The sequence below is a fragment of the Mycolicibacterium novocastrense genome (assembly GCF_001570485.1).
GTDB classification, from domain to species: domain Bacteria; phylum Actinomycetota; class Actinomycetes; order Mycobacteriales; family Mycobacteriaceae; genus Mycobacterium; species Mycobacterium novocastrense.
On the sequence record NZ_BCTA01000038.1, the window covers coordinates 109,156 to 131,737 of the forward strand.

The window sequence follows — 22,582 nt, forward strand, 5'->3', positions numbered from 1 at the left end:
GTCCTCAGGCTCGGCGAGATGGTGTGTTTATGCGCGTCGATGAGCCGAATAGTGCTGGCGCACAATGCCAGCGCTCATCACACTGGAAGGCTAACACCGCCTCGACCCTGATCTTGGGTGCGGCGACCACTGGAAATGGCAGGGCCCCGGGGGTTAGTGACCGGAGGAGTGTGAGCCGCCGGCATTGCCGAACGGCGGCTCTTCGGATTCGATCTCGGGGATCGCGCCGAAGGTCTGCTCGACGCCGCCCGGGGCGTCGTAGATCTTGTCCTCGGGGAAAATTGCGGGATCCCGCTTTGTACCTTCGCCGCTACCCTTACCGCCGCCGTGCATGCCGTGCATCGGCATCATCGGCATCATCGGCATCCGGCTGCCCGCGGCACCTGCCGACGATCCACCGCCAGGTGCCTGCAGCGCACTGCCTTGTAGCGCGCTGGAGGTGTTCATGGGGGTCACCGGTGTCTCCAGGCCGGCCGGGATCGTGGTGCCGGGGTCCATACCTCCGCCGCCGCCGCCACCGCCGCCGAATCCGCCGCCGGCGCCACCGAGTCCGTCGAGGCCAAGGTCCGGAGTTTCGGTCGCGGCCTTTGTGGCCTGCTCGGCGACCTTGCCGACGAGCTGGCCCACCTGCTCGCCGGCCTTGCCGACCGCCTCGCCCACTTTGCTGGTGATCTGCTGCAGCTGTTGCATGATCTGCTGCGGGATCTGCATGCCGGCCTGCATGCCCATCTGCATCATCTGCTGCATCATCTGCTGCGATTGATCGCCGCCGAGCATCTCCTCGGCCTTAGCCTTGGCTTCCTGATCGATGGACTCCGGATCGAGCTGACCGGGGACATCCGAGCCGGCCAACCCCTGGCCAGGGGTGCCGGTGTGTTCGAACCCGGCCGCGTTCTTCGCGTCCTGATTCTGGATGCCCGTCATGGCACCCTGCGTCGTCTGATTGAGGTCCTGAGCACCGCTGGACAGGGCAGGTCCGGCAGGCGAGAGGCCGGTTTGCAGGCTGCCGGTGAGCATGGAGATCTGGTTGCCGACAGGGCTCGACGCACCAGGTGGAGACAGCGCCGAGGACACGCCGCTGGACAGGTCGGACGCCGCCTGCTGGCCCTGCTGGCCCATCGAATCGGACCCACCCCGAAAGGCCGGAACCTCAAATCCCATCGGCTGGCTCATGCCGGCCATTTTAGCTGCAGAAATGATCCCGATTGGGCGCCGATTGACGACGACTTCGCCTTGGAACTCTTTCAGGCAACAGATTCTGCTGCTGCGACGTGGGCGTACCCGTCTGCGCGTGGAACCGACCTGAAGGATCTCGGACGACGCGTGCGGAGTAGTTGGGGCTCACCCGTCTGCGCGTGAAACCGACTTAGCTGGTCCACTCACTCAACCTTGATGAGTATCTGGGCTCACCCGTCCGCGCGTGGAACCGACCCAAGGTGACCAGCACGAAGGCGCGCCGGTCGGGTCAGTTTCCGCTTCGGATTGGTGACCAGCCTGTTGCCGGGCTGGAGTGACCACCATGGTGTGGCGGCCTTCCCGCTTCATTGCTGACGACGGCCTCGACCCCGCGGGTTGCGGGTGGTCGTCGGCTCGGCGGGCGTTTGACGTCTCCTCCATGCCGGGGGCGACGGCCGCCTGGGCGGCGATGTTGATGGCTGCGTTGACATCTCTGTCTGCGGTGAATCCGCATGCAGCGCATCGGTATACGCGATCAGCGAGGGTGAGCTTGGCTTTCGCTCCGCACGCTGAACACGTTCGACTGGACGGAAAGAACCGGTCGATGACCTTGAGGCTGCTGCCGTACCAGTTGGTCTTGTACTCGAGTTGGCGGCGCAGCTGTCCGGGGGCGGCGTCGAGGATGGCGCGGTTGAGTCCTGATTTCGCTCGGACGTTTCGGCCGGGTTGGTCTAGTGTGCCGCGGGCGGATCGGGTCATGCCAGCGACGTTGAGGTCCTCGATCGCGATGATCGACCACTGTGTGGCCAGCGTCTTGGTGAGGGTGTGCAGCGTCGTTGCGCGGCGTTCGGCGACTTCGTGGTGCCGGCGGCCGACGAGTCGAGCTGCGCGGCGACGGCGTTTCGAGCCTTTTTGGGTGCGTGAGAGCGCTCGCTGCGCCTTTGTGAGACGGGTTCGTGCGGCGTTCAGGTGCCGTGGGTTGTCGATCGTCTCGCCAGTAGACAGCGCTGCGAGGGTGTGGACGCCGAGGTCGACGCCGACGATGCCGGCTTGGCGTTGACGGTGCGTGGAGGTGGCCTCGGTGTGGGGTTGCTTGGTAAGGATGCTGGCGTACCAGCGGTGGCCGCCGCGGGAGATCGTCACGGATTGGATGACGGCCCCTCGGCCGAGGGCGCGGCAAAGCGGTTTGGTCGATGAGTGCACGCGCAGGGAGCCGAGGCGGGGCAGGATGATTCGGCGGTAGCCGGCGTCTGGTCGGATGCTGGGGTTCTTGACGTTGTGGTGGATGCGGAAGCTGTCGCGGCTGCGGTGTTTGGTCTTAAACCGCGGGCGACCGACCCGGCGGCCTTTCCGTCTTCCGGTGCGCGAGTCGAGCCAGTTCTTCCAGGCGCGGTCGGCGTCGGCGAAGGCGGATTGGAAGGTGTAGGTGCTGACGGTGTGCCACCACGGGCAGAGTCCGTCCTCGCCGCGTCGGTCGTCGCCCTTAGCCGTGTTGAGCGCCTTCTGAATGTCAGGCTTGTTAGGCACTTTCGGCGCTCGCCTGGCTGCGTCCGCTTGATCCGCACCGGCGTTCACCGCCAGTGTGATGGCCGTGTGGCGCTCGTCGAGTGCGACGAATTTGGCCGGCCGCCAGGGCGTGATTGTAGGCCCACCGTGCGGCGCCGGCGTTTTGCGCGACGGCAGACGCCTGGACCTCGGTGAGGTCCAGCGCGAACCGGTACGCGCGCAACTGATCAGCCATCGCTCGTGATGCTAAGTCCGGGCTGTGACACCGGGGCGGTTCGCCGCTGGGGATGTCGGGTCGATCAGGGCCAGGAGGGCGTGGCGGGCATCGAGATCGTTGGGGTCGTCGTGCAGCTCGTCGCAGGCGATCCGGATCCGGCGGGCGAGGTTCCGCTCATCCAGGGCGGGTGTGGATTGTCGGAGAAGATCGCGAGCGTTGGCTTGGGCCACGGGGTCCAGGGGTGAGCAGTACAGGTCGTCGCAGGCCACTTTGATCTGTGTGGTGTGTGGGTCGGACATGGACCGCTCCCTCGGGGACATCGCGTAGTGCAATCTGTGCTTGCAGCGTACATCATGTCATCCTTGCATTACGGGTGTGGCTGCATTGATGGTTGCCACCAAGGGGATACTGTCATTGCGTGGCGTTCGACGACCTGTCCGATGATGCGCTGGCCGCAGCATCGAACGCTGTTGCGCAGGCCGCCCTGAACGCCGCCAGGCTGGAAGCCACCGAGCGATTGCTGGCTGGCCCAGGCTCCGGTGCAGGTACCAACGCCGAGGATGCTCTGGCTGTTCTCTTGGCTGCAGACCACACGGACCCGCGCTTCGAATTGCTGCACGCGTTCGAGAAGCCGTGGTCACTGCTAGTGGTGCGGATCCTCGCTCCGGTGTGCGATCCCGCGCCCGCGATTGCGGATGCCCGCCGCCGCGGCGTCACCGTCCCGGCTATCGCCAAGACGCTTGGCGTTTCGCATCAAGCGATCTACTCGCGGTACGCCGAGATCGTCCGCCGTCGCTGAAACAGCGTTTCGTAGTTTCACTTTCCGCTGCGGCCGCCGGTTCCGCTCACCCTTGGGCACTGTCGGCCGGCGTTGCGAGTTCGACGGCGGTGCGCCAGCCAGGGTCGACTGGGGCATCGTGGGCGGGGATGGTGATCGTGCTTTCGCCGGTGAGTGTGCGTGATGTCCTGGTCGTCGCCGGCTTGGGTTCACGCGGCACGAGGTCGTGACGGATGACGAGGAGACCGCGCTCTTCGAGTGAGGCGAAGGTGTGGCCCTGCTGGTTGTAGGCGGCGTGGCCGTCGATGAGGAAGACCGGGTAGGTGGCGTGGCCGCGGCGTGCCATGTTGGGGAATTCGTGGCCGTATTGCACGCGGCCTTGTTCGACGAGTTCGAGCGCTTCTTGCTGTCGCACAGTTAGTTTGGCGGTTTTCATGGGTTCCTTGCGGGGTTAGACGGGGGTGATGTCGATGAGGTTTTCGAGGCCTTGGAGGTCGGCGGCGTTGCGGGTGTAGAGGCGGGCGGAGTGGGCGTGTGCGGTGGCGGCGATGAGGAGGTCCATGGCGCGGGCGCGGGGTTGGCGGCCGGCGTCGACGACGGCCGCGGCGAGCTGGCCGTAGCTGGCGGCGACGGCCTGGTCGATGGGGATGGGGTCGAAGTCCTGCTGCAGTTTGAGGAGGCGGCGGAGGCGTTCGGCGCGGATTGGTTGTGTCTTGGCGACGAGGACGCCGAAGTGCAGCTCTGCCATGGTGATTGCGCTGACGGCGAGGTCGCCTGCGAGGGGTTGGAGGTCGGTGGCGATGACGACGCTGGTGTCGAGGATGGCTTTCATCGTGGTGTCCAGGGGTCGGTGATCTGTTGGTCGATGAGGTCGCGGTCGGTGTCCCAGTCGGTGTCTGCGGGTCCGTTGAAGAGGTCGGCGATGTCGGTCCATTGGCGCCAGGTGTTGGGGTTGGCGGGGACGAGGCGGGCGCCGGGGCGGCCGGAGACGGTGATGGTGATTTCCTCGCCGTCTTGGACGCGGCGCACGAGGTCGGAGGCGTTTTGGCGCAGTTCGCGGACTCCTACGGTTTCCATACCCACCACGGTAGCACATGTGCTACATTCGGAGTATGGCATTGCAGGAGTTGACTTTTGGATGCGCCGACCTACGAGGCCTCGACGACGAGGGTGCGCTGCAGTGGCGCGCCGATGGCTTCTTCCGAGCGCAGCGCTGCGATGGCGTGACGGTGCGCGGTGTGGCCAGTGACGCCGAGGCCGTGGCCGAGCTGCTGCGCCGGGGCGGGGTTCTGGAGGCTGATGGCCCGGTGTACCGGGCCCGGCCCAATCACGAGGTGGTCGACTTCGGGTGGACGTCGGAGGCGTCCGAGGCGGCGACCGACCTCGATGCGGATTTCGCGCGGCAGCTGGGTTCCGGTCGGCCGGATGGCCTGGCGGAGCAGCTGAGGGCGGTGGCGGCCGGCATTCCGGGCAGCGCTGGTGAGCGGGAGGTCCTCGCGCGGGCCCGGGCGGCGGAGTTGAATGCGGCTGCCCCGCAGGTCGGTTCGCACCGGGTGTTCATGCCGCCGTTCAACGATGCCGATGCCGGCGCACTCGGTGTCGCTGATGCGGCGACGCGTGGGTGGGCGACGTGGGCGGAGTGGGTGCCGCCGCGGTTGTTGACGTCGACGAACTCCGAGGCCTGGGGAGACATTGACCGGAATCCGCGGCGGGACACGATCGTGCAGGTGTCCGAGTGGCTGCGCGCCGCGGTCGCGGGCGGGACGGTTGATGGGTGGATGGCGGAGATGTTCGCCCACGATCCGATGCTGCTGCACCGGTTGGAGGGACCGGCGGGCCCGGTCTATGAGGTTCTGAGTGGCACTCATCGTGCGCATGCGGCCCGGGTGTGGGGCCTGCCGTGGGTTTTGGGGCGGGTGCACGTGGAGCGTTTGGCGAAGCCGCTGCATCCGCGCACGCGCCAGCTGGAGGCGTTGTGGGAGGGCCTGTGCCGGCGGGGTCTGATCTCGGCGACGCGGGAGGGTGGACGCTGGTATCTCGGCGAGGCGGCCGCGGAGTGGATGCTGGCGCCGCCTGTGATGGCGACGCGGTGGAATGCGATGTATGAGCGGGTGTATCCCGGTGCGTTGCAATCGTTTACGGGCTTGTCCGCGGATGAGTTGTTCGATCCGGAGCGGTGGGTGGCGGCTCTGCTGGGGTGAGGCGTGGCCCGGCCTTCGAACGGTGTCACGCGGTCGTCGGTAACCGGCGGTGAGCAGGTAAACGCCGTGGTCATCGGGGGTGCGGGGCCGGTAGGATCGATGCGACGGTCGACGCTCGTGGAGGTGCAGTGATGGAACGCCAGACGCCGAAGAAGGTGGTGGTGTCGAAGGCTGCCGTCAAGAAGGCCGGAGCGCGTGCCACCAAGGCGTCGGCGAAGTTGGAGGGCCGGGTCGTGCCCGCTGGTCACCGCCGGTCCGCAGCGGTCAAGGCTTATCTGGCGAAGCAGCAGCCACCCAAGCGTTGATGGCCCTGTCCCCCGGGTACGGGGAAACCCCTCTTCCGCACGACGAGCTTGATGCCCTGCTGCCCGAGATTGTCGAGGTCCTGGACTCCCCGATCACTCGCGCGGACGTCTACGACGTGGAACAAGGCCTCCAGGAGCAAGTGTTCGATCAGGTGATGCCGGCCGCGCTCGACGGCTCACTCACACTCGACGAGCTGCTGAGCGACCACTTCGTCCGCGATCTCCACCGGGCCTTGTTCGGGCCTATCTGGCAGTGGGGCGGTCGGCAACGACAGCTGGAAGTCAGCATCGGAGTTGCTCCCGAACAGATCGCTGTCGAGCTGCGCAATGCACTCGACACCATCTCCTATCGGTGGGCGCATACCGATGATTGGACGCCTCGGCAGCTGGGCATCGCGGTGCACGCCGAGACGGTCCGCATTCATCCTTTCGTTGATGGAAATGGCCGGACCACACGGCTTCTCGCCGACTTGGTGTTTGCGGCGGCGCAGGATCCGACCGTCGAGCAGTACGACTGGGACCTCGACAAGCAGCGCTACGTTGCGCTGCTGCGCACCTACGACGCCCATCGTGACGTGACCGACCTGGCGGCCTTTGTCGGCGTGGAACCGATCGAGCCGTAGCTACGCCGCGGCGGCGTGCTTCGGGGCGTCGGTGCTTGCGGCTGCGTGGCGCGGGGAGGTCTCGGAGGCGTGCTTGGGCGTCCTGGTCGAATTGCTGCCCGTCGCGGACGTCGTGTCACGGTCCGGGGTGGCGCGTCCGGCGGCGCTGGTCGATTCGCTGGCGTCGTCGTCGGTGTCGGTTGCGCGATCGGTGCCGCGGGGCTTCTTCTTGGGCGCCGCGGTGGCGGGCTTGTCGGAGTTGGCAGTGGCGGCGTCGTCCTTGGCGGCGGGTTTGGCCTCGGCGGCCGGCTCGGTTTCCGCGGTCTCGGATCCGGCGGCCGGCGTCGTGGTGGTGTCCGTGGTCGGCGCGGTGGTGGGTTCTTCGGTCTCAGCGACGGGTGTTTCGGCGTCGATGTCGGTGGTGGCGTCGGGCTCGGCGGCCGCGGGGGTTTCGGCGTCGGGCTCGGCGGCCGCGGGAGGAGTCTCGGCGGCGGGCTCGGTGACGGCGACCGCATCGGTGGCGGGTTCGGTCGAGGCCGCGGGCGCGTCGGTGCTGTGGGTGGCCGGTTCTGCGGCGGCGCTGTCCCCCGGTGTCGGTTCAGCGTCGTCCGTGGCGGTGGTGGTGTCGGTGGCGAGGGTGAGGGTGACTGCCCTGGATGTGGGGGCGGCGGCCGAGGTGAGGTTTCCGGTGATGGCCGAGCCGAAGTCGAGGGCCGCGGCGATGGTGCGCAGGCCGGTGGCGGTGGTGAAGGCGGCGGCGTTGACGAGGCCGTTGACGGTGGCGGCCATGGCGTGGGGTAGGCCGTAGACGAGGGAGGGTAGTCCGGCGGCTTGCATGATGCCGCTGGCGGCGGTGGCCAATCCTGATGTGAGCGCGGTGATTACGTCGGCGGCGGCGGTGGTGATGTCGGCGGCGGCGGTGAATGGCACTGAGGCCAGGGATCCTGCGGTGTGGGCGACCTTGGTGACGGTGGTGATGCCGGCGCCGACGAGGACGGAGACGGCGTGGGTGTAGCTGGCGGGGCTCAGGGGTGCGGAGCCGATGGTGTTGATGACTTCTTGGATGGCGCCGGAGCGGGTGCCGTCGCCGATCCAGGTGGCGATCGCGTCGGAGGCGCCGTCGGCGATCTTGTCGAGGGTGGTGGCGGCGGCGTTGGTGATGGTGGTGGAGGCGCCGTTGACGCCGGCGACGGCGGCGGTGACGGGGGCGGAGACGATGCCTTGGACGGCGGTGAGGAGGCCGTTGATGAGGCCGATGCCGGTGAGGGTCTTGCCGGCGCTGAGGAGGCCGTTGAAGGTGTCGAGGGCGTTGTCGACCTGGGCGGTGACTCCGGTGACAACCGTGTTGGTGACGGTGAGGACGTTGGCGCCGAGGTTGTTGACGGCGCCGATGCCGCCGGTGACGAGGAGGCCGGCGATGTCGAGGGGCGTGTTGATGAGGCCGGTGTAGCTGGGTAGTGCTAGCGGGTTGTTGATGACGGTGGCGACGGCGTGCAGGGCGGTGCCGAGGGAGCCGGTCAGGGTGGAGGTCAGCAGGTCGGCGAGCTGCCCGGTGGTCAGCACGATGGTGCCGTTGGCGGCGTCGACGGAGTTCGACAGGCGTGAGAGGCCGTTGCCTGCAGTGTCTTTGAGGGTGGTGAGGATGGCGGCCAGGGTCCGGTTGTCGGTGGCGTCGATGAGGCCGTCCCACAGGCTGTCGTTGAGGGTGGCGGCCGAGGCCAGGGCGTTGGCCAGGGTTTGGCCGGGGGTTCCGACGAGGCCGGTGACGGTGGTGGAGGCGGACTCCAGGGCGGCGTTGAGGTTGTTGATCAACGCGGTGACGTCGGCGGGGTTGATGGCGGCGGTCAGCTCCAGGCGCGGGGCCGAGACCTGGGGCAGCGACAGGTGCAGCGGTGCTGCCGGCTGGGGCAGCACCAGTGGGGTCAGGGTGAGGGCTGCGGCGGTGGTCAGGGCGAGGGCGGGAAGGGGCGAGCGGCGGGAAGCGGCGGCGTACATAGGGGTCTCCTGCGAGCGGGCGGGATCCCAGGTTTTTACCTGGTGCGGGAAACTTACCAATGGCGGTGATTATCTCCGGGGTTTCACCAAGGAGTGAAATTTGCCCCTTGCGCTGGGCGGTCTCTCGACGTATGACGTCCGGGGATGGGGGCCATGCCATCGCCGCAGGTCACGTGCATGGGCGGGCAGTTCGAGATCGTCGACGCCGACGGGCGCCGACCACGCGCGACCACTCGGGGGGACGTGCTATCTCCGCAGCTCAGCGGCGGTTTACTTCAGTAGCTGCGCCACCAGGTCGCCTGAGTCACCGGCTGGGCGTTCTGGGTGACCAGCTGCAGCGCCTGTTCGGGCTGCTGATCGGCGAGCTGGCGCACCAGCTGGGGCGCTTCTGGGTTCATGCCATCCACGACATGCTGGCGGCTTCGGCCTTGGAGGCGGTGCGGCTGGCGCGCAGTTGGCTGCGCTGGTCCCGGGCGATGCGGCGGGACAGCACGAGGTCCTCGCGCCAGGAGAGGCGGCGGAGGGTGTCGGCCAGGCCGTTGATCTGGGCGTCGCTCAGGCCGGCCAGCTCGCCGGCGCCGTCATGGGCTGCCAGCACGACGATGCCGCGCATCAGCGGCACGTTCGAGGCGGTGAATCGCGTTGTGGCCAGGAGGAGTTCGGTGGCGCTGCGGTTGACTCGCTGGTGTGCTCGGTGAGTGGAGGGGGTGAACCAGAAGTCGATGCCCGCCGTGTTGGTCAGGGTCTCCAGGCTGGTCTCGCGGATGAGGTCGGCGATGTCGTCGACGGACAGGACGCGGCGCTTGTACAGCTCGTCGTTGTGGCTGGCGTGAAGTACTTGAATCATGGTCGGGCCCTTTGTCCGTCGGTCGAAGGTGCGCACCGTCAACGTATCTCGCGGTGGTCAGCTGGGAACGGCTTGGCGCGGGACGTGTCGTTTGCCATGGTCAGAGGGTTGCGGAGTGTGGGCGTCGAGGTGGCGGACTTTGGTGGGGTGGCTGGCCGTCTCAACTCGATCCAGCGGCCCGGGGCGCCGGGCCGGAGGCCGGGGACGTGCTATCCGCGCTGGTAGGCGGCTATCTGCGCGGAGAGGGTCGCCGCGTCGTCGCTGTTGACGGTGAGGATGTGCGCCGGGGTGTCGCCGAGTTCGGTGGCGGGTCGGATGTAGGCGTGGCCCTGGCCGCGCTGCAGGCTCCAGGCGCCCGGGTGGCCGAGGGCGGCCATCGACTCCTCGCGTCGGAAGGTGGAGAAGGCGACCACTGTGTCCGGCCGGAAGCGCACTGCCGGGCCGACGGCGGGCACGGTCCAGAGGTCCCCGTCGTCGTTGTGGTGGAGCTGCTTGATGGAGACGATGAGGCGGATCCCGAGGTGGCGGCCGCGGTCGATGATCCGCTGCACGGTGGCGGCGGCCGCGGGGTTGGGTTCGAGGAATTCGTCGAGGTCGTCGACGACGACCACGAGTTCGGGTTCGAGGCGCGCGCGGGTTGTGGTGGTCCGTCTATCGATTTCGTCGTCGATGTAGGCGCACCACTGCGCGACGTCGGGGTGTACGTCGTTGCGGTAGTCCCACGTGTCGAAGCATTGGACCGCGAGGTGTGGAAGTGCCGTGATGTCGTGCAGGAAGCCCCATTTGCCGCTGGCGCAGGCGAAGGTGACGCGCTCGGGCGGGTAGTGGGCGCACAGTGCCAGCGTGATGGTCCTCAGTGCGGCGGTCTTGCCGGTGCCGGGGATGGCGAGCAGGGCGATGACGCTGTTGGCGGCGTCCAGGTGCAGGGTCGCCGCGGTGGTGGGTTCGTTTATCGCCGTGGCGATCGGGAGGGTCAGGTCTCGGTCGGCGGCGTGCTGGTGCCAGGCGGCCTGCGGGGTGTGGGTCGCGGGATCGGCGATCTGGAGGGCGTCGAGGAGCCGGCGGTCGGGAGAGGGGACGCCGCGGTGGGGGGCGTTGTCGTCGAGGGCGCCGGCGGGGGTGACCGCGCGGAGCGCTTCCGTGTAGGGGACGTGGTGTCGGCGCTGGTAGGCGCGTGCGGCGTTCTTGCGCGCGTTGGGGGTCATGGCGGATCTCCTCGTTGTGCGCGCGGCCGTGGGTGCGGATCCACACCTTCCGCGGCGGCCGCGGTGCAACGGGCATCTCGGGCGCGGCGCCCGGGGGGCGTTGTCCTGGAGGCGGTGCCGGTGTGGGGCGTCCGTTCGAGGAGTGCAGCCGCACGCCGGCGGCATGGGCTCAAGGATAGGGCTGCGGGCGCATGCGGAAGGTGGGGACGTGGCATCACCGCTGTTCGGCGGTCTGGCATGCCCGCCGATTAGTGGACTTATCAGTGCTGGGGTGGCGTGCCGGGCGGCGCTGCTGGTTGCGTGATCGGGGTGAGCGATGACGCGGTGTTGGTGGAGCAGGCCCGTTCGATCGCGGCGCAGCTGGATGGACGGTGGTTCGCCGATTTCGACGAGCTGTGTGGGTTCGCCGAGATCCTCGCCGCGGCCGGCTTCCTGGTGTCCCCTGTCGATGTCGTCGAGTTCTTCCGCCGGCCGTGGCGGTACTCGGCCGAGCACCAGGTGTGGCAGCGGTGTGGCCGGCCGTCGGAGGTTCGTGGGGCTGCCGGCGAGGTGTTGGTGGCGTTGTTGGATGCCGGCGGCCGCGGCGCTCCCCCACTCGCGCTTGCCCCGTAAATGCGCTGAGCTGGGGTGATGACATGTCCCTGCCGCCGGCGGCAGCTCCCAGCGCCGCAGCCCGGCGCCCGGCGCCTGGGTAGTCGGCGGGGCCGCGGGCGAACGTGGCTGACGATGACGCGGGGACGTGTCGTTGTCGCTGTTCAGGATGCTTTTTGGCGGCTCTTGAGGGCCTGGGATTCGGCCTCGGCCACTAGGTCCTCGGCGACCAGGTACACCGTCGGTCGACGCTCGACGCCGGACGCTGGCTCGACGCGCACGCAGCGCAGTGCGGTGCCGGGCGGAATGATCACCTCGTCTTCGCCGGCGTTGGCGGAGATCGCCTTCACCGGCAGTCCGTCACGGGTGCGGATGGCCATCAAGTAGGAGCCGGGCCCGCGGTCGGCGAATCGGGTGGCCGTGGCGGTGCGGGTGGTGGCTGAGGCGACCTGTCCCAGTTCGACTTTGGCGCCGACGGGGAACGCGGTGGCGAGGTAGTCGGCCGGCGTGCCGGTGTAGTCGGTGGGGACGCGGGTGCCGCGGATGACGGTGACGGGTTCGCGGGTGGTGTTGTGGCGGGCGTACTTGTCGAATGCGCTGCGCAGGTGGGTGCAGGTGTTGGCGATCGCTGGCGTGGGTGAGGTGGTGCGGCCGGTGAAGACGTCGTTGATCTGGATGTAGGCCCCGGATCCGATGTGCCGGCCGCTGGTGTACGTGCGCAGCGCGTCTCGTTCGTCGGCGGTGAGAACGGTGTTGACGAAGCGGGCGTGGGTCTTGGCGAGGTCGCCGATCGGGGTGGTGCGCAGCGTGCCGTAGACATCGTGCAGTTCCCAGGCTTTCAGGTCCCCGCCCCGGCGTGTGATGACGGTGTAGTCGCGGGCGGATTCGGTGCCATAGGAGCGGATTCCGCTGTGCTGCAGCAGATTGTGTGTGGCGTCGCCGAGGCTGGGTGCGGGCAAGGTGTGGTGCGCGAAGTGCGGGATGCGTGCGCCGCCGCGGGTCGGTGCGCCCAGGGCGTGGTGGTAGGCGGTGGCGTAGGCCTGCTCGGGGTCGTCCCCTGACTGTGTAGCGGCCTCGCGGGCGGCCTGGCCGGCGGCTTCTGCGGCGGCCAGGCGCTGGCGGTGGTGGTGTCGGGCGGTGGCGTCGAGCAGCTCGGTGCGCAGCGGTGTGGCGGCGGCATCGACGATCTCGTCCCGGGCATGAATCAGGTGTTCTGCCAGGAACGCCTGCTGCTCGTCGGGACTGGGGAGCCGGCCGTAGGCCGCCTGGGTGGCCAGCTGCAGCGCGGTGTCGGCGTGGGATTGGTACGCCTGCTGCTGGAGATCGTCGATGCCGCCTGGGGGGTGGTCGAGTGGGGTGAGGACGGGGATGCGGTTGGCCATCGTGATGGCGGTCTTGTACTTGGAGGCGGTAGCGAGGGTTTTGTAGGCCTCACCGTCGCGGTAGGCGATGGCGTAGTCGCCGCGGCGGGTTCGGTACACCGCAGTGTTGGCGTCGAGCAGGGTCGCCGGCGTGGTGTCGACGAGGCCGCCGGGACGGTGGATGGGGATCTGGGCGTGCTCAGCGATGGTGGTGTCACGTACGGCGCCGGTCAGGTGCGGTGGCAGGGCCGCGAAGGCGGCGTCGACGTCTGGACGGATGTCTGCGCGGCATGCCGTGATGAGCGCGTCGACGTCGGTGTCGGTGAGGGTGGCGAGCAGCTCGTCACGCTGGGGGCCGTGGGCGGCGCCGAGGTGCTCGGTGACCGTGCGGACCGTCAGTTCGGTGTGCAGCTGCTGGGCCTGCGCGGTGAGGGCGTCGGCGGCGACCGCGGACTTCTGGTAGGCGGCGCGGGTGTCGCCTGAGCATCGGCGGGGTCCGCCGGGGTCATTGGTGGCCAGGCACATGGTCAGTGCTGGGGTGCGTCGCGGTCGCCGGACACCGGGGTTCTCCTTCTGTGGTCGTTCGATGGAGAAGTACCTGCCGGCGGCGCGGTTTCCGTCGCCGAGCTTGCGGCAGGTTCCCTGGCCTTCGGTTGGTCCTGGAAAAGGGCTGTTTCGGGGCCGGATTTTGGCTCTGGCCGCTGTTAGCGTGGAGGCACGTCCTCGACCCCCCGGAGGACGTCACCGCGCCCCTGGCCGCTCCTCCCCCCCTGCGGCTGGGGGCGCACCATTTCCCGCTCAGATTCCTGGGCGGCGGCCACCTCTTCGTGCCAGCGCCGGTCCTAGACTCTGCGTATCGCCGCACGCGGTGGCGTGAATCCCGGCATCGACTGCACCCGCCCACATCGGACAGTCACTCCAGTCCGGGACAAGACCCCACGGGTTCCGTGTAGCTACCCAGCAAAGGCACTTCCGCGCAGATGTGGGCGACGCGGAAGAAACGACTTTGGATGGGAGATTCCCTTGTCTGACAACGAGTCCCGTAAGCGTGCTGCGCGTGAGTTTCAGGCAGCCAATCCGGGCACGTCCTACACCCGCGCTCTGCGGCAGGTGTCGCACGGGCGGATCCGGCGGCCCCTGACAGCTGTTCTCGGCACTGGCCTCGACGGCCAGGCGGTCGAGGTGAACCTGGAGTGGGAGAGCCGCGGCGGGAGCGGTCCACACTGCGTCGTTGTCGGCGATGAGGTGTCGTCCCTGCTGACCGTGCTGGCCGCCGGGCTCGCCGCCGGGCAAGCTCCGAGTGACCTCGAGTTGGTGCTCTGCGCGGACGAGGACGTGCAGCTACAGGTGACGCACCGCCGGGTCGACGCCGGCGAGTTGGCCGCATTCGTCGACGAGCTGCTGCAGTCGCGGTACGAGTTCTTCCGGTCGATCGGCGCGCGCGACATCGAGGACGCGCGTGAGCACGGCCATCAGGCGTCCACGACGGTGGTGCTGGTCGAGGACCGTGACGGCATCTGGGCGCGCTCGCAGGAGTTGGCGCGCTGGTTGCGTGTGAGTCGGTCGGCCGGCATCAACCTCGTGGTGGGGACGCCGATCGCCCCGCCCACCGCTTTGACCTCGGCGGATGACATGTCCCCAGCGTGGGTGCTCGAACGCGTCGTGCACACCGCGACGCTGGGCAACGGGCTACTGGCCAGCATGACGACGGCGGCGATCTTCAACCGCGGCGACGGCCGCGGGACGCTGCGCACGCGTGGACGGTGGGACGGGGTGCGGCGGGTCCAGGGCCCTGATGTGCTGACCGACTTCGACTTCGCCTCGGGGCGCTCGACCGGGTGAGCTGGGGATTTAGCCCGCTGCGAAGCGCAGACCAGGTTCGGCTGGCGGTGGGTAGCGTCGATAGGTGGCCGCTGCGCGTTCTGTAGTGCGCCGGCGGGCGACGCCGGCGCCGATGCTGGCCACCCTCGGTCCCCCACCTACCGGCGACCAGTGGGCGGTGGAATGGAAGTTCGACGGCCAGCTTCACTGAACTTGTCAACCCGATTTGGTGACTGGAGAACTAGCTAGAGAAGTCTTCGAGCAGGCGGCGGCGTAGAAACATCAACTCGCCTCAGGCGTGGTAGCGGGAGTGCAGCAGGAAGCGGACGGTTCACCGTGACGCGACCGTCGAAGCCACGAAGCTGCTGCAACACATCCGCGGAGCGGGCCGTTTCGCTGAATGGGTGTCCATGCCGAGAATTCCGAAGGTCATTGCTTCGCCCTCCTGCGTTGAGCGGCCGCGATCAGCGCGGCGGTATACGGGTGCTGAGGCGCGTCGAACACCTCGGTGGTGCGCCCATGCTCGACGACCCGGCCCCGCCGCATGACGGCCACCCGTTCACAGCCGTGCCCGACCAGGGCGAGGTCGTGGGTGATGTGCAGGATCGCGACACCTTTGGTGGCGGCCATTTCGCTGAGCAGGTCCACGATGTCGCGGCGCAGCGTCGCATCGAGCATCCGGGTGGGCTCATCGGCGAGCACCAGCCGAGGCTCGGTCACCAGCGCCCTGGCGAAAGCCACTCGTTGCCGTTCGCCGCCGGACAGCTGATGCGGGTATCGGGTGAGGTGGCGAGGATGCAGGTAGACGGCGTTCAGAGCATCGGCGGCTCGCTCCCGGCGCTCTTCCCGGTCGCCGATGCGGTGGATGACCAGCGGTTCGGCGACGATGTCGAGGACTCGCAGCGTCGGGGGCAGGGCCGCGTAAGGGTCTTGGAACACAAGGTGCAACCGCCGCCGCTGGCGCCGCGCAGCCCGTTGGCGCAGTCCTACGAGGTCGACCCCGTCCAGCCGGATGGCTCCCGAGTCGGGCGTGACGAGTCCGGCGACGGCCCGCGCGACGGTTGACTTGCCGACGCCGGACCCGCCGACGAGGCCGACGGTTTCCCCCGCCGCGATCTGGAGATCGAACTCGTCGACAGCCCGCACCGCACCGAAGCTCACGATGAGCCCCTTGACGTCGAGCGCGGGTGACTGCTCGCGGATCACGCTGGTGTTCCCGCGGTCGTGAGGCGCGGTACCGCGTCGACCAGACTTCGGGTGAAGGGGTGCGCGGATGCGGTGAGCACCTGTTCGGTCGGGCCGACCTCCACGATCCGACCGGCCTGCATCACCGCGATCCGATCGGCGATCCGCCCGACCACGCTCAGATCGTGCGACACGATCAGCAATGCGAGATTCAGCCGGTGACGTATGTCATCGAGCAGGTCGAGTATCTCACCCTGAACGACGCCGTCGAGACCACTGGTCGGTTCGTCGGCGATCACCACTGCGGGGTCGTTGATCAGTGCCATCGCAATGACGACGCGCTGGCACATGCCGCCGGAGAACTGGTGCGGATAGCTCCCGGCCCGAGCCGGGTCGAGCCCGACCAGGTTCAGCAGCTCGTCGGCACGCGCGCGTGCCGTGGCCCGCGTGACCGACCGGTGTGCGCGAACTGCCTCGGCGAGCTGCGCGCGGACAGTGCGCACCGGGTTCAGCGCGCTGATCGCGTCCTGCGGCACCAACGCGATCCGGTCCCCGCGCAGTGCCCGCAGCTCCTCGGCTGTGAGCGTCGCCAGGTCTCGGCCCTGTACCGCGACGGTGCCCGCGATCACCGTCGCGGCCGGCGGCAGTAGCGCGATGGCGGCCGCGGTGACCGTGGATTTGCCGCTACCGGACTCCCCGACCACGCCGACCAGCTCACCTGCCTCGACGGTGACACTCAGACCGTCCACGGCTGTGACGACACCACGGTCGGACTGATACGTGACGGTCAGATTCTCGATCACCAGTGGCGGCGCACCCAAGTCGACCGGGCCGGCAGCACGGGTGGGCGCGGATCGAGGCGGCTGACCGTCGCGCAGCGAGGGCCGGGCGCGTTCTTCGAACGCGTAGCCGAGCAGTGCGAAGGCCAGGACGGTGAGTGCGATCACGAGGCCCGGTGGGACCACCCACCACAGCCAGGCATCGGTGAGGAAGGCGCTGCGGGCGTGTGCGTTCGAGAGCATGGAACCCCAGCTCTTGGCGGTGATATCACCAAGTCCGAGGAAGGCGAGGGACGCTTCCAAGAGGATCGCGGACTTAGTGGCGAGGACGAACTGCGGCACCAGCAGCGGGGCAACCGCCGGCAGAATGTGTCGAGGGAGGACGTGGCCTGCTCCGGCGCCCATCGCGCGCAGGGCCTGGATGTGGTCACGTTCGCGCAGGGAAAGCACCTGTGCCCGCAGCTCGCGCGAGATACCGGCCCAGATCACGGCACTGATGACGATGACCTGGGTGATTAGGCCCGGCCCGGCAAACACCCCGATGACGATGGTCAACGGCAGCACCGGCAGTGCCAAGACCACGTCGACGAAGCGCATCAATACGGTGTCCACCCAGCCTCGGGCGTAGCCCGCGAGCAGTCCGACGCTCGCCCCGATGACCGTCGCCGCCAGCGCCGCAACGATTCCGACGAGCAGGGAGATGCGCGCGCCGTAGATCAGCTCGGACAGCAGATCGTGCCCCACGTCGTTGGTGCCCAGCAGATGCGCGGCCGACGGGGCCGAGAATGGCCGCCCGACCCGATCGCTCGGCGCGTAGGGCGCCAGCAGCGGTGCCGCCAAGGCAACGAATACCAGCACCCCGAGGAGGGCGAGGCCGACCATCGCGAGCCGCCGCGAGCGGGTCCTCATGACGGCACCGCGGTGCCCGTTGTCGTCACGGCGGACTCTCGCCGCTCGGGTCGTACCCGAGGATCGAGGAGTGGGTAGGTGAGGTCTGCCAACAGATTTGCCGCCACGATGCCGACCGTGATCAACAGGAACCCGCCCTGGAGCAGGGGGTAGTCCCTCGCCGTGACCGCGTTGAAGATCAACCGGCCGATCCCGGGATACGCAAAGACCGTTTCGACGACGACAGCCCCGGATACCAGCGTCCCGACGGCGAGCGTCACGTTGGTGTACACCGGCAGCAGCGCGTTCCGCAGGGCGTGGGTGATCACGATCCGTCGTTCGGAGAGGCCTTTGGCCCGGGCGAGCCGGACGAAGGGCTCGTCCAGGACGGTTGTCATCGTCGCCCTGGCCAGCAGGAAGAATCCGCCGAGCGTGGCGAGTACCAGCGTGGCCACCGGCAACACCATGCGCGCGGCGACGTCGGCGAGCCATCCGAGGCCGTCGCCGTCGATCGCCGCGGCACCGTAGGACGGGAAGATCCCGAGCTGCACCGCGAATACTGCGACGAGGATCATGCCGATCCAGAAGCTGGGCATGGCGTCAAGCAGGAGGACCCCGATGACCGAGCCCGCGTCGCGACGGGTGCCGCGCCGCCAGGCCGCCCAAGCGCCCAGGAGGGTGCCGATGACGAAAGCCAGCAGGATCGATACGGCGGCCAGCGCAACCGTCCAGGGCAGGTAGTCCAGCAGAATGTCGACCACCGGCCGGTTGAACTCGACCGATGTCCCCAGGTCACCCCGTACCAAGTCAGCCCAAAATGCGCCGTACTGTTCGAGGATGGACCGGTCCAATCCGTAGCTGGCCCGGATCTCCTCCAATAGTTCCGGTGCCAGATCGCCATTCTCGCCGTACAGGTAGACGACCGGATCGCCACCGGAGAGGTGTGGCAGCGCGAAATTCAGTGTGGCCGCGACCCACAACACCAGCGCGTACTGCCCGGCCCTCGCCAGTAGCCGGCCGGGCCTCATCCGTCCGGGACCGTCGTCCGTGCTACGTCGGGCAGGTACGGGTGCCTCACGGTGTCACCACGGCGTTGGCCGCCTCAGCCCGGTCTCGCGGAATCAACGACCATTTGTGCATGATGCCGTACCCCGGTGAGTCGACGAACCCGCCGTAGCTACCGATCCGGTAGGCGAAGTACTTGTCGGGATGGTAGAGCGCAACCACCGGCGGCACCTCGTTCAACAGTCGCTGGATCTCGAAGCCTGCCTCGCGCCGGTCTTCCAGCGTGGCGGTCTGCTTCCAGCGGTCGATCTTCTGCTGGAGTTCCGGGTACGGGTATTCGTCGAGGTTCCAGGAGGAGCCCGAGAACAGGCTCAGCACATACTGAGTGGGGTCGGCCACGGTATGCGGGACTCCGTCCCGCACCAGGAGGTCGAAGGTCTCCATGTCCTTGCCGGATGCAGCGTGCCGGCCGGCGTCCAGGGGCCGCACATTGACTGCCAGCCCGACGTCACCGAGCTGTTCGGCGACCACCTCGGCGGCACGGACCTGCGTGGGTTCGGCGCCGTTCACCTCCACGGTGAGCGTGAGCGGAGCGCCATCGGGGCTCTCCCGGAGACCATCGCCGTCGGTGTCGCGATACCCGGCTTCGTCGAGGATCGCGCGTGCCCGCTCCGGGTCGGTCGGCGTGGAGGCCTCTGGATCGGCCCACGGTGAGTCGGGATGCATGCGTCCCATCGTCGCTGCGCGTCCGCGACCCAACACAACGACGTCGAGCAGTTCCTCCTTGTCCAGCGCCAGCGATACCGCGCTGCGCACCCGGGCGTCGGCGAACATCGGTTTGGTGTAGTTCATCCGGAGGTCGACCTGTTCGAGCGGGGTGGTGTTCACGACCTCGATCGTGTCGGAGGCCTCGAACTCGTCCAGCAACTCCGGCGGAACCTGACGGGCGGCCACGTCGATCTCACCCGCGCGCAACGCGGTGAATGTGGCCGAGGGGTCTTCGATGACCGGCATCACCAGTTCGTTCACCCGCGGCTTGCCACCGAAATATTCGCTGAATGCGGTGAATCGGTAACCGGTGACGGGGTCGTACTCGGCGAGCCGGTATGGGCCGGTGCCGATCGGCAGTGCGGTGACCTTTTTGACGCTCTCCGGCGGAATCTGCGACCAGATGTGTTTGGGCAGGATCGGGAGGTCGGCAAGTGTCACCGTGCCGAGCTCCGGGCAGGGAAACGCGCATTCGAAACGTATTGTGTCGGAATCGATTCGGGTCGTCGAGGAGATCTCAGGAATCTCCGTGATGTGGTGCGTCCAGCGGCCGGTGTCGGCCTCTTGGGCGTAGGCGAAGGTGAACTCCACATCGGCGGCGGTGAACGGCTCCCCGTCATGCCAGGTGACGTCGTCTCGGACGGTAACTTCCCAGGTGCTGGGATCGACCATGGTGACCTCCGAGGCCAGCCACGGTTGCGGGTCGTCGACAAAGGGAGACGGTGCGACGAGCTTGTCGTAGACCAACTCGCTGATCCATTCCTCGTGCTCGACGAAGACGTTGACCGGGCCGACGTCCAACGGGATTGCCACGGTGAGCCGGTCAACCGTGTCCGGGCCGGCACTGGGTCCTGAGCCCTTATCGGCACATCCGCCCACCAGCAACGCAGACGCGCACATCAGTGCGCCCCACCGGTATTTCATCGCACACTCCCGGGTAGCAGGGTCGTCGTCACCCACGGCAGAAAGGCGGCCAGGAACCGCGCGCTGGCGGGCGCCCTGGTGTGGCCGTAATGCGCGAGTGGATCGATGGTGCTGACCATCAGCGTGCCGCCCGAGGCGGGCCGCTCCAGGTAGGCGACGGCCGACCCGTCGGGCGCGCTGAGTAACACTTCGGCGCCATCGGGTGCATCGAGCACACCGTGGTGGTGCAGGGCCTGCCCGGCGGCGCCTACCTCGGTGTGCGACCAGGTCCCGCCGATGCGGGTCTGTCCCGCGCCACCGACCGGACGGAAGGTCCAGCGCAGCGAATGTGGCCATCCCCCTTGCTGTTCACCGAACATCAGCACGATCCCCCCGCGGTTCAGCAATGCCTCCAGCTGCGGAGCCAGTCGGGACAACCGGCGTCTGGGGGTCCCCTCGGGCACCCAGACCGCCTCCGCGTCGTCAATTGCCGGGTATCCCGTCGCGCCGGTGTACACCACCGCATCGAGGTGTGCGCGGTGGTGCGGCTCGGCGAATGTCGCAGTTTCCGCGGCCGATCCGCTGGTCAGCGCAACCAGTCCGGTCATCGGGTGGCTCCCGCGATCCACTGGACCAGCTGCGGCATGATCCGTGCAGCCGTGGTGGTGGTGACGCCGTTCGCGATCAGGTTGTTGCCACTGTGCACCAGAACCGTGCCGCTCCCCGCCTTCGCGACGTAGGTGCCCGGTGTCTCGTCGGCTCGCCACGCGATCACTTCGGCATGCTCCGGTGGCCGATGCCAGCCATTGGCGTAGAGGAACGAGTGCCCGAGCTCTGCGGGCGCGACGCCGGCGAAGACCGGGTGGTCGGCGAGCACCGGCGATCCCGCGGTGTCCGCGTTGCTTTGATGCCACTCGAATGTCGTGGTTTCGGGCAGCCAGTCCTCCGCGAGTTGGCCGCTGAACACCACGACACCACCCCGGTCGAGCAGGCCGGCGATGCGCTGTTTCATTCGGGCAAGCAGCAGTTGGTCCGCGCGACCCGCGATGATCAGACCGGCAAACCCCTCCAGGTCGGCGTCGGGCAGGTCGTCCATGTCGAGCAGCGTGACCGGCATCGCGTCAAGCGCGGCATCGCGGCCGTCGACCCCGCCGGCGAGGGTCCACAAACGGTGGATCTCGTCCCAGTCCATCTCACCGCTCTGGCCCGGCCCAGGCGTCGGGTGCACTGCGATTGCGACTTCATGCAGCCTGAGGTAACAGGTCAAGTCAACTTCCTTAGGTTAGGCGAAGCTACCTGTCCTGTTTAGCACGCGAACAATGCTCCGGCTACCTCTCCGTAGAGACGAAAGGTGGCCGGAGCCAATTGAATTGCGCGCGCAGGAGAGCCGGACAGTTGTCTCGCGAATAGCACGTCACACCGCCCGACGCACTTTGCAACTTCGTGCCGGCCGACAGGGTGTCGACGCGAAAGTCATTGCGGTGCAGAACTAGCGGTGTGAAGGTCAATAGTCTGTATTGCCGGATCACGTCCGGCGTTTAGGCACTTCTCCACTCGGACGGGTCGGACCGTCCAAGGCCAGGCACGGCAACGCGAAATCGATGGCGGCGGCGACCGCACGCACCAAAAGCGCACTGCCCCAGACGGTCCGGCATCCGACGGATCGCCTTCAGCACAGGATCACATCACCGAATTGTGGCGTCGTAGACGTCCTTTGCCGGGTGGCTCAGAAGGCGTTGAGCCATATCCTTCTTCAGCCAGACGAGACGCTCTTCCTCTTCAGGGCTACGTTCTACTTTTCTTGCCAGCGTGATGAACTCGTCGGCAACAAGTCCGGGACGCAACGTGAGGTCGACGGTCCGGCCCCGGTACTTCAACCGGAAAAGATACTTGCCCTTGGGACTTTGCAGAATATCGTCGCCGGCCAGCGCCACGTCGACGTGATAGCGCCCGCCGGTCACGACCCGAGTGACGATCTCAAATGCGTCGCGGCCTCCGGGACCGGGGAACGCAGTCTCTATGGACAGGTCCGCCCGCTCGGGCGCCTTACCGTCGTCCAACAGCGGGAAGCCGCGTTCCATGACCTTGAACGCATGGGCCACCCCGCCGGGAAAGCCGAAGCCGTGGTATCGCAGCATCTCATCGAAGGTGAACTGGATTGGCTGGCCACCCTCGGTGACTGTCAGGGTCTCGGTATCAGGGTATGACATGTGATTCCTTCGGTTGTGTCAAGAGATTTCACGTTGCCGAACGGTCAACGCCGAGCGCCGTGCATGCGCGCACGGCGCGCTGCACCGGCTGAAGCAGTCACCACTCACGGGCGCCGGCAAGAACCGAGCGATGGCGTCTCCGCCCGGTAGGCATGGCTTCTGGATGGGCGGCCGCGCAACTCCTTCCTAGGTACGCACACACCGAGCCATGCGCATAATAGCTCGGACCCAGAGGTATT

At 67.8% G+C, this 22,582-nt stretch carries 26 protein-coding genes; 7 read left to right on the plus strand and 19 right to left on the minus strand.

What is annotated here, in order from left to right; genetic code table 11:
* Nucleotides 1–153: 153 nt before the first annotated feature.
* The 4 genes from RMCN_RS17230 to RMCN_RS30840 form a co-directional block, all read right to left on the minus strand.
* Nucleotides 154–1,173 carry a hypothetical protein gene (locus RMCN_RS17230; RefSeq protein WP_131808572.1) on the minus strand — a complete coding sequence of 340 codons (1,020 nt, stop codon included), beginning with the start codon at nucleotides 1,171–1,173 and terminating at the stop codon, nucleotides 154–156.
* Between the two features lie 210 nt (nucleotides 1,174–1,383).
* Nucleotides 1,384–2,703: an RNA-guided endonuclease InsQ/TnpB family protein gene (locus RMCN_RS17235; RefSeq protein ID WP_234787693.1), complete on the minus strand. Its 1,320-nt coding sequence runs from the start codon at nucleotides 2,701–2,703 to the stop codon at nucleotides 1,384–1,386.
* Nucleotides 2,696–2,917: a helix-turn-helix domain-containing protein gene (locus RMCN_RS31545; protein WP_234787694.1), complete on the minus strand. Its 222-nt coding sequence runs from the start codon at nucleotides 2,915–2,917 to the stop codon at nucleotides 2,696–2,698. The genes RMCN_RS17235 and RMCN_RS31545 overlap by 8 nt, the downstream gene beginning before the upstream one ends.
* A gap of 11 nt (nucleotides 2,918–2,928) precedes the next feature.
* Nucleotides 2,929–3,198 carry a hypothetical protein gene (locus tag RMCN_RS30840; RefSeq protein ID WP_067391577.1) on the minus strand — a complete coding sequence of 90 codons (270 nt, stop codon included), beginning with the start codon at nucleotides 3,196–3,198 and terminating at the stop codon, nucleotides 2,929–2,931.
* 119 nt (nucleotides 3,199–3,317) lie between these two features.
* Between RMCN_RS30840 and RMCN_RS17240 the strand changes: the two genes are divergently transcribed.
* Complete coding sequence (locus tag RMCN_RS17240; RefSeq protein ID WP_067391580.1) at nucleotides 3,318–3,698, plus strand: hypothetical protein; 381 nt, start codon at nucleotides 3,318–3,320, stop codon at nucleotides 3,696–3,698.
* 46 nt (nucleotides 3,699–3,744) lie between these two features.
* Here RMCN_RS17240 and RMCN_RS17245 read toward each other — a convergent pair whose 3' ends face one another.
* The 3 genes from RMCN_RS17245 to RMCN_RS17255 are packed head-to-tail and all read right to left on the minus strand — an operon-like array spanning nucleotide 3,745 to nucleotide 4,754.
* Nucleotides 3,745–4,113, minus strand: a complete 369-nt coding sequence (locus tag RMCN_RS17245; protein WP_067391584.1) for a hypothetical protein — start codon at nucleotides 4,111–4,113, stop codon at nucleotides 3,745–3,747.
* A gap of 15 nt (nucleotides 4,114–4,128) precedes the next feature.
* The gene (locus RMCN_RS17250; protein ID WP_067391586.1) at nucleotides 4,129–4,509 is read right to left on the minus strand and encodes a type II toxin-antitoxin system VapC family toxin; all 381 of its coding nucleotides are present in this window, start codon (nucleotides 4,507–4,509) and stop codon (nucleotides 4,129–4,131) included.
* Entirely contained in the window at nucleotides 4,506–4,754 is a 249-nt protein-coding gene (locus RMCN_RS17255) for a type II toxin-antitoxin system Phd/YefM family antitoxin (RefSeq protein WP_067391589.1), read from the minus strand. Before RMCN_RS17255 ends, RMCN_RS17250 begins: the two co-directional genes overlap by 4 nt.
* A 35-nt stretch (nucleotides 4,755–4,789) precedes the next feature.
* Between RMCN_RS17255 and RMCN_RS17260 the strand changes: the two genes are divergently transcribed.
* The 3 genes from RMCN_RS17260 to RMCN_RS17265 all read left to right on the plus strand — a co-directional run bounded on the left by RMCN_RS17260 (nucleotide 4,790) and on the right by RMCN_RS17265 (nucleotide 6,806).
* Nucleotides 4,790–5,878: a hypothetical protein gene (locus RMCN_RS17260; RefSeq protein WP_067391592.1), complete on the plus strand. Its 1,089-nt coding sequence runs from the start codon at nucleotides 4,790–4,792 to the stop codon at nucleotides 5,876–5,878.
* A 131-nt stretch (nucleotides 5,879–6,009) separates the two neighbouring features.
* The gene (locus tag RMCN_RS31065) at nucleotides 6,010–6,183 is read left to right on the plus strand and encodes a hypothetical protein (RefSeq protein WP_165604451.1); all 174 of its coding nucleotides are present in this window, start codon (nucleotides 6,010–6,012) and stop codon (nucleotides 6,181–6,183) included.
* Entirely contained in the window at nucleotides 6,183–6,806 is a 624-nt protein-coding gene (locus RMCN_RS17265; RefSeq protein ID WP_067391595.1) for a Fic family protein, read from the plus strand. The genes RMCN_RS31065 and RMCN_RS17265 overlap by 1 nt, the downstream gene beginning before the upstream one ends.
* Here the strand turns inward: RMCN_RS17265 and RMCN_RS17270 are convergent, their stop codons facing one another.
* From RMCN_RS17270 to RMCN_RS17280, 4 genes are all read right to left on the minus strand, one after another.
* Nucleotides 6,807–8,780, minus strand: coding sequence for a hypothetical protein (locus RMCN_RS17270; protein ID WP_067391599.1), 1,974 nt, complete (start codon nucleotides 8,778–8,780; stop codon nucleotides 6,807–6,809).
* A gap of 275 nt (nucleotides 8,781–9,055) precedes the next feature.
* Nucleotides 9,056–9,178 carry a hypothetical protein gene (locus RMCN_RS31855; protein WP_263987601.1) on the minus strand — a complete coding sequence of 41 codons (123 nt, stop codon included), beginning with the start codon at nucleotides 9,176–9,178 and terminating at the stop codon, nucleotides 9,056–9,058.
* A complete protein-coding gene (locus tag RMCN_RS17275) occupies nucleotides 9,175–9,627 on the minus strand; it encodes a hypothetical protein (protein WP_067391602.1) in 453 nt (150 codons plus the stop codon). Before RMCN_RS17275 ends, RMCN_RS31855 begins: the two co-directional genes overlap by 4 nt.
* A gap of 209 nt (nucleotides 9,628–9,836) precedes the next feature.
* Entirely contained in the window at nucleotides 9,837–10,832 is a 996-nt protein-coding gene (locus RMCN_RS17280; protein ID WP_067391605.1) for an FtsK/SpoIIIE domain-containing protein, read from the minus strand.
* A gap of 309 nt (nucleotides 10,833–11,141) precedes the next feature.
* Here RMCN_RS17280 and RMCN_RS17285 point away from each other — a divergent pair, with 309 nt between their 5' ends.
* Nucleotides 11,142–11,444: a hypothetical protein gene (locus RMCN_RS17285; protein ID WP_131808573.1), complete on the plus strand. Its 303-nt coding sequence runs from the start codon at nucleotides 11,142–11,144 to the stop codon at nucleotides 11,442–11,444.
* 143 nt (nucleotides 11,445–11,587) lie between these two features.
* On the opposite strand, the gene RMCN_RS17290 is transcribed toward RMCN_RS17285, so the two are convergent.
* On the minus strand, nucleotides 11,588–13,309 hold the full coding sequence (locus RMCN_RS17290; RefSeq protein WP_067391611.1) for a hypothetical protein: 1,722 nt from the start codon (nucleotides 13,307–13,309) through the stop codon (nucleotides 11,588–11,590).
* 498 nt (nucleotides 13,310–13,807) lie between these two features.
* On the opposite strand from RMCN_RS17290, the gene RMCN_RS17295 reads away from it, so the two are divergent.
* Both RMCN_RS17295 and RMCN_RS31860 read left to right on the plus strand, forming a co-directional pair.
* Nucleotides 13,808–14,626 (plus strand): hypothetical protein, encoded by an 819-nt coding sequence (locus RMCN_RS17295; protein WP_067391613.1) that lies wholly within the window; start codon nucleotides 13,808–13,810, stop codon nucleotides 14,624–14,626.
* Nucleotides 14,627–14,690: 64 nt separating this feature from the next.
* Nucleotides 14,691–14,816 carry a hypothetical protein gene (locus RMCN_RS31860; protein ID WP_263987602.1) on the plus strand — a complete coding sequence of 42 codons (126 nt, stop codon included), beginning with the start codon at nucleotides 14,691–14,693 and terminating at the stop codon, nucleotides 14,814–14,816.
* A 218-nt stretch (nucleotides 14,817–15,034) separates the two neighbouring features.
* Here the strand turns inward: RMCN_RS31860 and RMCN_RS17300 are convergent, their stop codons facing one another.
* The 7 genes from RMCN_RS17300 to RMCN_RS17325 all read right to left on the minus strand — a co-directional run bounded on the left by RMCN_RS17300 (nucleotide 15,035) and on the right by RMCN_RS17325 (nucleotide 22,343).
* Nucleotides 15,035–15,811 (minus strand): ABC transporter ATP-binding protein, encoded by a 777-nt coding sequence (locus tag RMCN_RS17300; protein ID WP_067391616.1) that lies wholly within the window; start codon nucleotides 15,809–15,811, stop codon nucleotides 15,035–15,037.
* The gene (locus tag RMCN_RS17305) at nucleotides 15,808–17,478 is read right to left on the minus strand and encodes a dipeptide/oligopeptide/nickel ABC transporter permease/ATP-binding protein (RefSeq protein ID WP_084377504.1); all 1,671 of its coding nucleotides are present in this window, start codon (nucleotides 17,476–17,478) and stop codon (nucleotides 15,808–15,810) included. The genes RMCN_RS17300 and RMCN_RS17305 overlap by 4 nt, the downstream gene beginning before the upstream one ends.
* On the minus strand, nucleotides 17,475–18,485 hold the full coding sequence (locus RMCN_RS17310; RefSeq protein WP_067391621.1) for an ABC transporter permease: 1,011 nt from the start codon (nucleotides 18,483–18,485) through the stop codon (nucleotides 17,475–17,477). Before RMCN_RS17310 ends, RMCN_RS17305 begins: the two co-directional genes overlap by 4 nt.
* Before the next feature lie 46 nt (nucleotides 18,486–18,531).
* Complete coding sequence (locus RMCN_RS17315; protein WP_067391624.1) at nucleotides 18,532–20,154, minus strand: ABC transporter substrate-binding protein; 1,623 nt, start codon at nucleotides 20,152–20,154, stop codon at nucleotides 18,532–18,534.
* The gene (locus RMCN_RS31070; protein WP_067391627.1) at nucleotides 20,151–20,741 is read right to left on the minus strand and encodes a hypothetical protein; all 591 of its coding nucleotides are present in this window, start codon (nucleotides 20,739–20,741) and stop codon (nucleotides 20,151–20,153) included. The genes RMCN_RS17315 and RMCN_RS31070 overlap by 4 nt, the downstream gene beginning before the upstream one ends.
* The gene (locus RMCN_RS17320; RefSeq protein ID WP_131808574.1) at nucleotides 20,738–21,400 is read right to left on the minus strand and encodes a hypothetical protein; all 663 of its coding nucleotides are present in this window, start codon (nucleotides 21,398–21,400) and stop codon (nucleotides 20,738–20,740) included. The genes RMCN_RS31070 and RMCN_RS17320 overlap by 4 nt, the downstream gene beginning before the upstream one ends.
* Nucleotides 21,401–21,818: 418 nt before the next feature.
* Nucleotides 21,819–22,343 (minus strand): hypothetical protein, encoded by a 525-nt coding sequence (locus RMCN_RS17325; RefSeq protein WP_067391634.1) that lies wholly within the window; start codon nucleotides 22,341–22,343, stop codon nucleotides 21,819–21,821.
* Nucleotides 22,344–22,582 lie beyond the last annotated feature (239 nt).

Bases quoted from the DNA above. Each gene is read 5' to 3' on its own strand.
- RMCN_RS17230 (WP_131808572.1), bottom strand. From the start codon at position 1,173: ATGAGCCAGCCGATGGGATTTGAGGTTCCGGCCTTTCGGGGTGGGTCC.
- RMCN_RS31545 (WP_234787694.1), bottom strand. From the start codon at position 2,917: ATGGCTGATCAGTTGCGCGCGTACCGGTTCGCGCTGGACCTCACCGAG.
- RMCN_RS30840 (WP_067391577.1), bottom strand. From the start codon at position 3,198: ATGTCCGACCCACACACCACACAGATCAAAGTGGCCTGCGACGACCTG.
- RMCN_RS17245 (WP_067391584.1), bottom strand. From the start codon at position 4,113: ATGAAAACCGCCAAACTAACTGTGCGACAGCAAGAAGCGCTCGAACTC.
- RMCN_RS17250 (WP_067391586.1), bottom strand. From the start codon at position 4,509: ATGAAAGCCATCCTCGACACCAGCGTCGTCATCGCCACCGACCTCCAA.
- RMCN_RS17255 (WP_067391589.1), bottom strand. From the start codon at position 4,754: ATGGAAACCGTAGGAGTCCGCGAACTGCGCCAAAACGCCTCCGACCTC.
- RMCN_RS17260 (WP_067391592.1), top strand. From the start codon at position 4,790: ATGGCATTGCAGGAGTTGACTTTTGGATGCGCCGACCTACGAGGCCTC.
- RMCN_RS31065 (WP_165604451.1), top strand. From the start codon at position 6,010: ATGGAACGCCAGACGCCGAAGAAGGTGGTGGTGTCGAAGGCTGCCGTC.
- RMCN_RS17265 (WP_067391595.1), top strand. From the start codon at position 6,183: ATGGCCCTGTCCCCCGGGTACGGGGAAACCCCTCTTCCGCACGACGAG.
- RMCN_RS17270 (WP_067391599.1), bottom strand. From the start codon at position 8,780: ATGTACGCCGCCGCTTCCCGCCGCTCGCCCCTTCCCGCCCTCGCCCTG.
- RMCN_RS31855 (WP_263987601.1), bottom strand. From the start codon at position 9,178: ATGAACCCAGAAGCGCCCCAGCTGGTGCGCCAGCTCGCCGATCAGCAG.
- RMCN_RS17275 (WP_067391602.1), bottom strand. From the start codon at position 9,627: ATGATTCAAGTACTTCACGCCAGCCACAACGACGAGCTGTACAAGCGC.
- RMCN_RS17280 (WP_067391605.1), bottom strand. From the start codon at position 10,832: ATGACCCCCAACGCGCGCAAGAACGCCGCACGCGCCTACCAGCGCCGA.
- RMCN_RS17290 (WP_067391611.1), bottom strand. From the start codon at position 13,309: ATGTGCCTGGCCACCAATGACCCCGGCGGACCCCGCCGATGCTCAGGC.
- RMCN_RS17305 (WP_084377504.1), bottom strand. From the start codon at position 17,478: ATGAGGACCCGCTCGCGGCGGCTCGCGATGGTCGGCCTCGCCCTCCTC.
- RMCN_RS17310 (WP_067391621.1), bottom strand. From the start codon at position 18,485: ATGAGGCCCGGCCGGCTACTGGCGAGGGCCGGGCAGTACGCGCTGGTG.
- RMCN_RS17315 (WP_067391624.1), bottom strand. From the start codon at position 20,154: ATGAAATACCGGTGGGGCGCACTGATGTGCGCGTCTGCGTTGCTGGTG.
- RMCN_RS31070 (WP_067391627.1), bottom strand. From the start codon at position 20,741: ATGACCGGACTGGTTGCGCTGACCAGCGGATCGGCCGCGGAAACTGCG.
- RMCN_RS17325 (WP_067391634.1), bottom strand. From the start codon at position 22,343: ATGTCATACCCTGATACCGAGACCCTGACAGTCACCGAGGGTGGCCAG.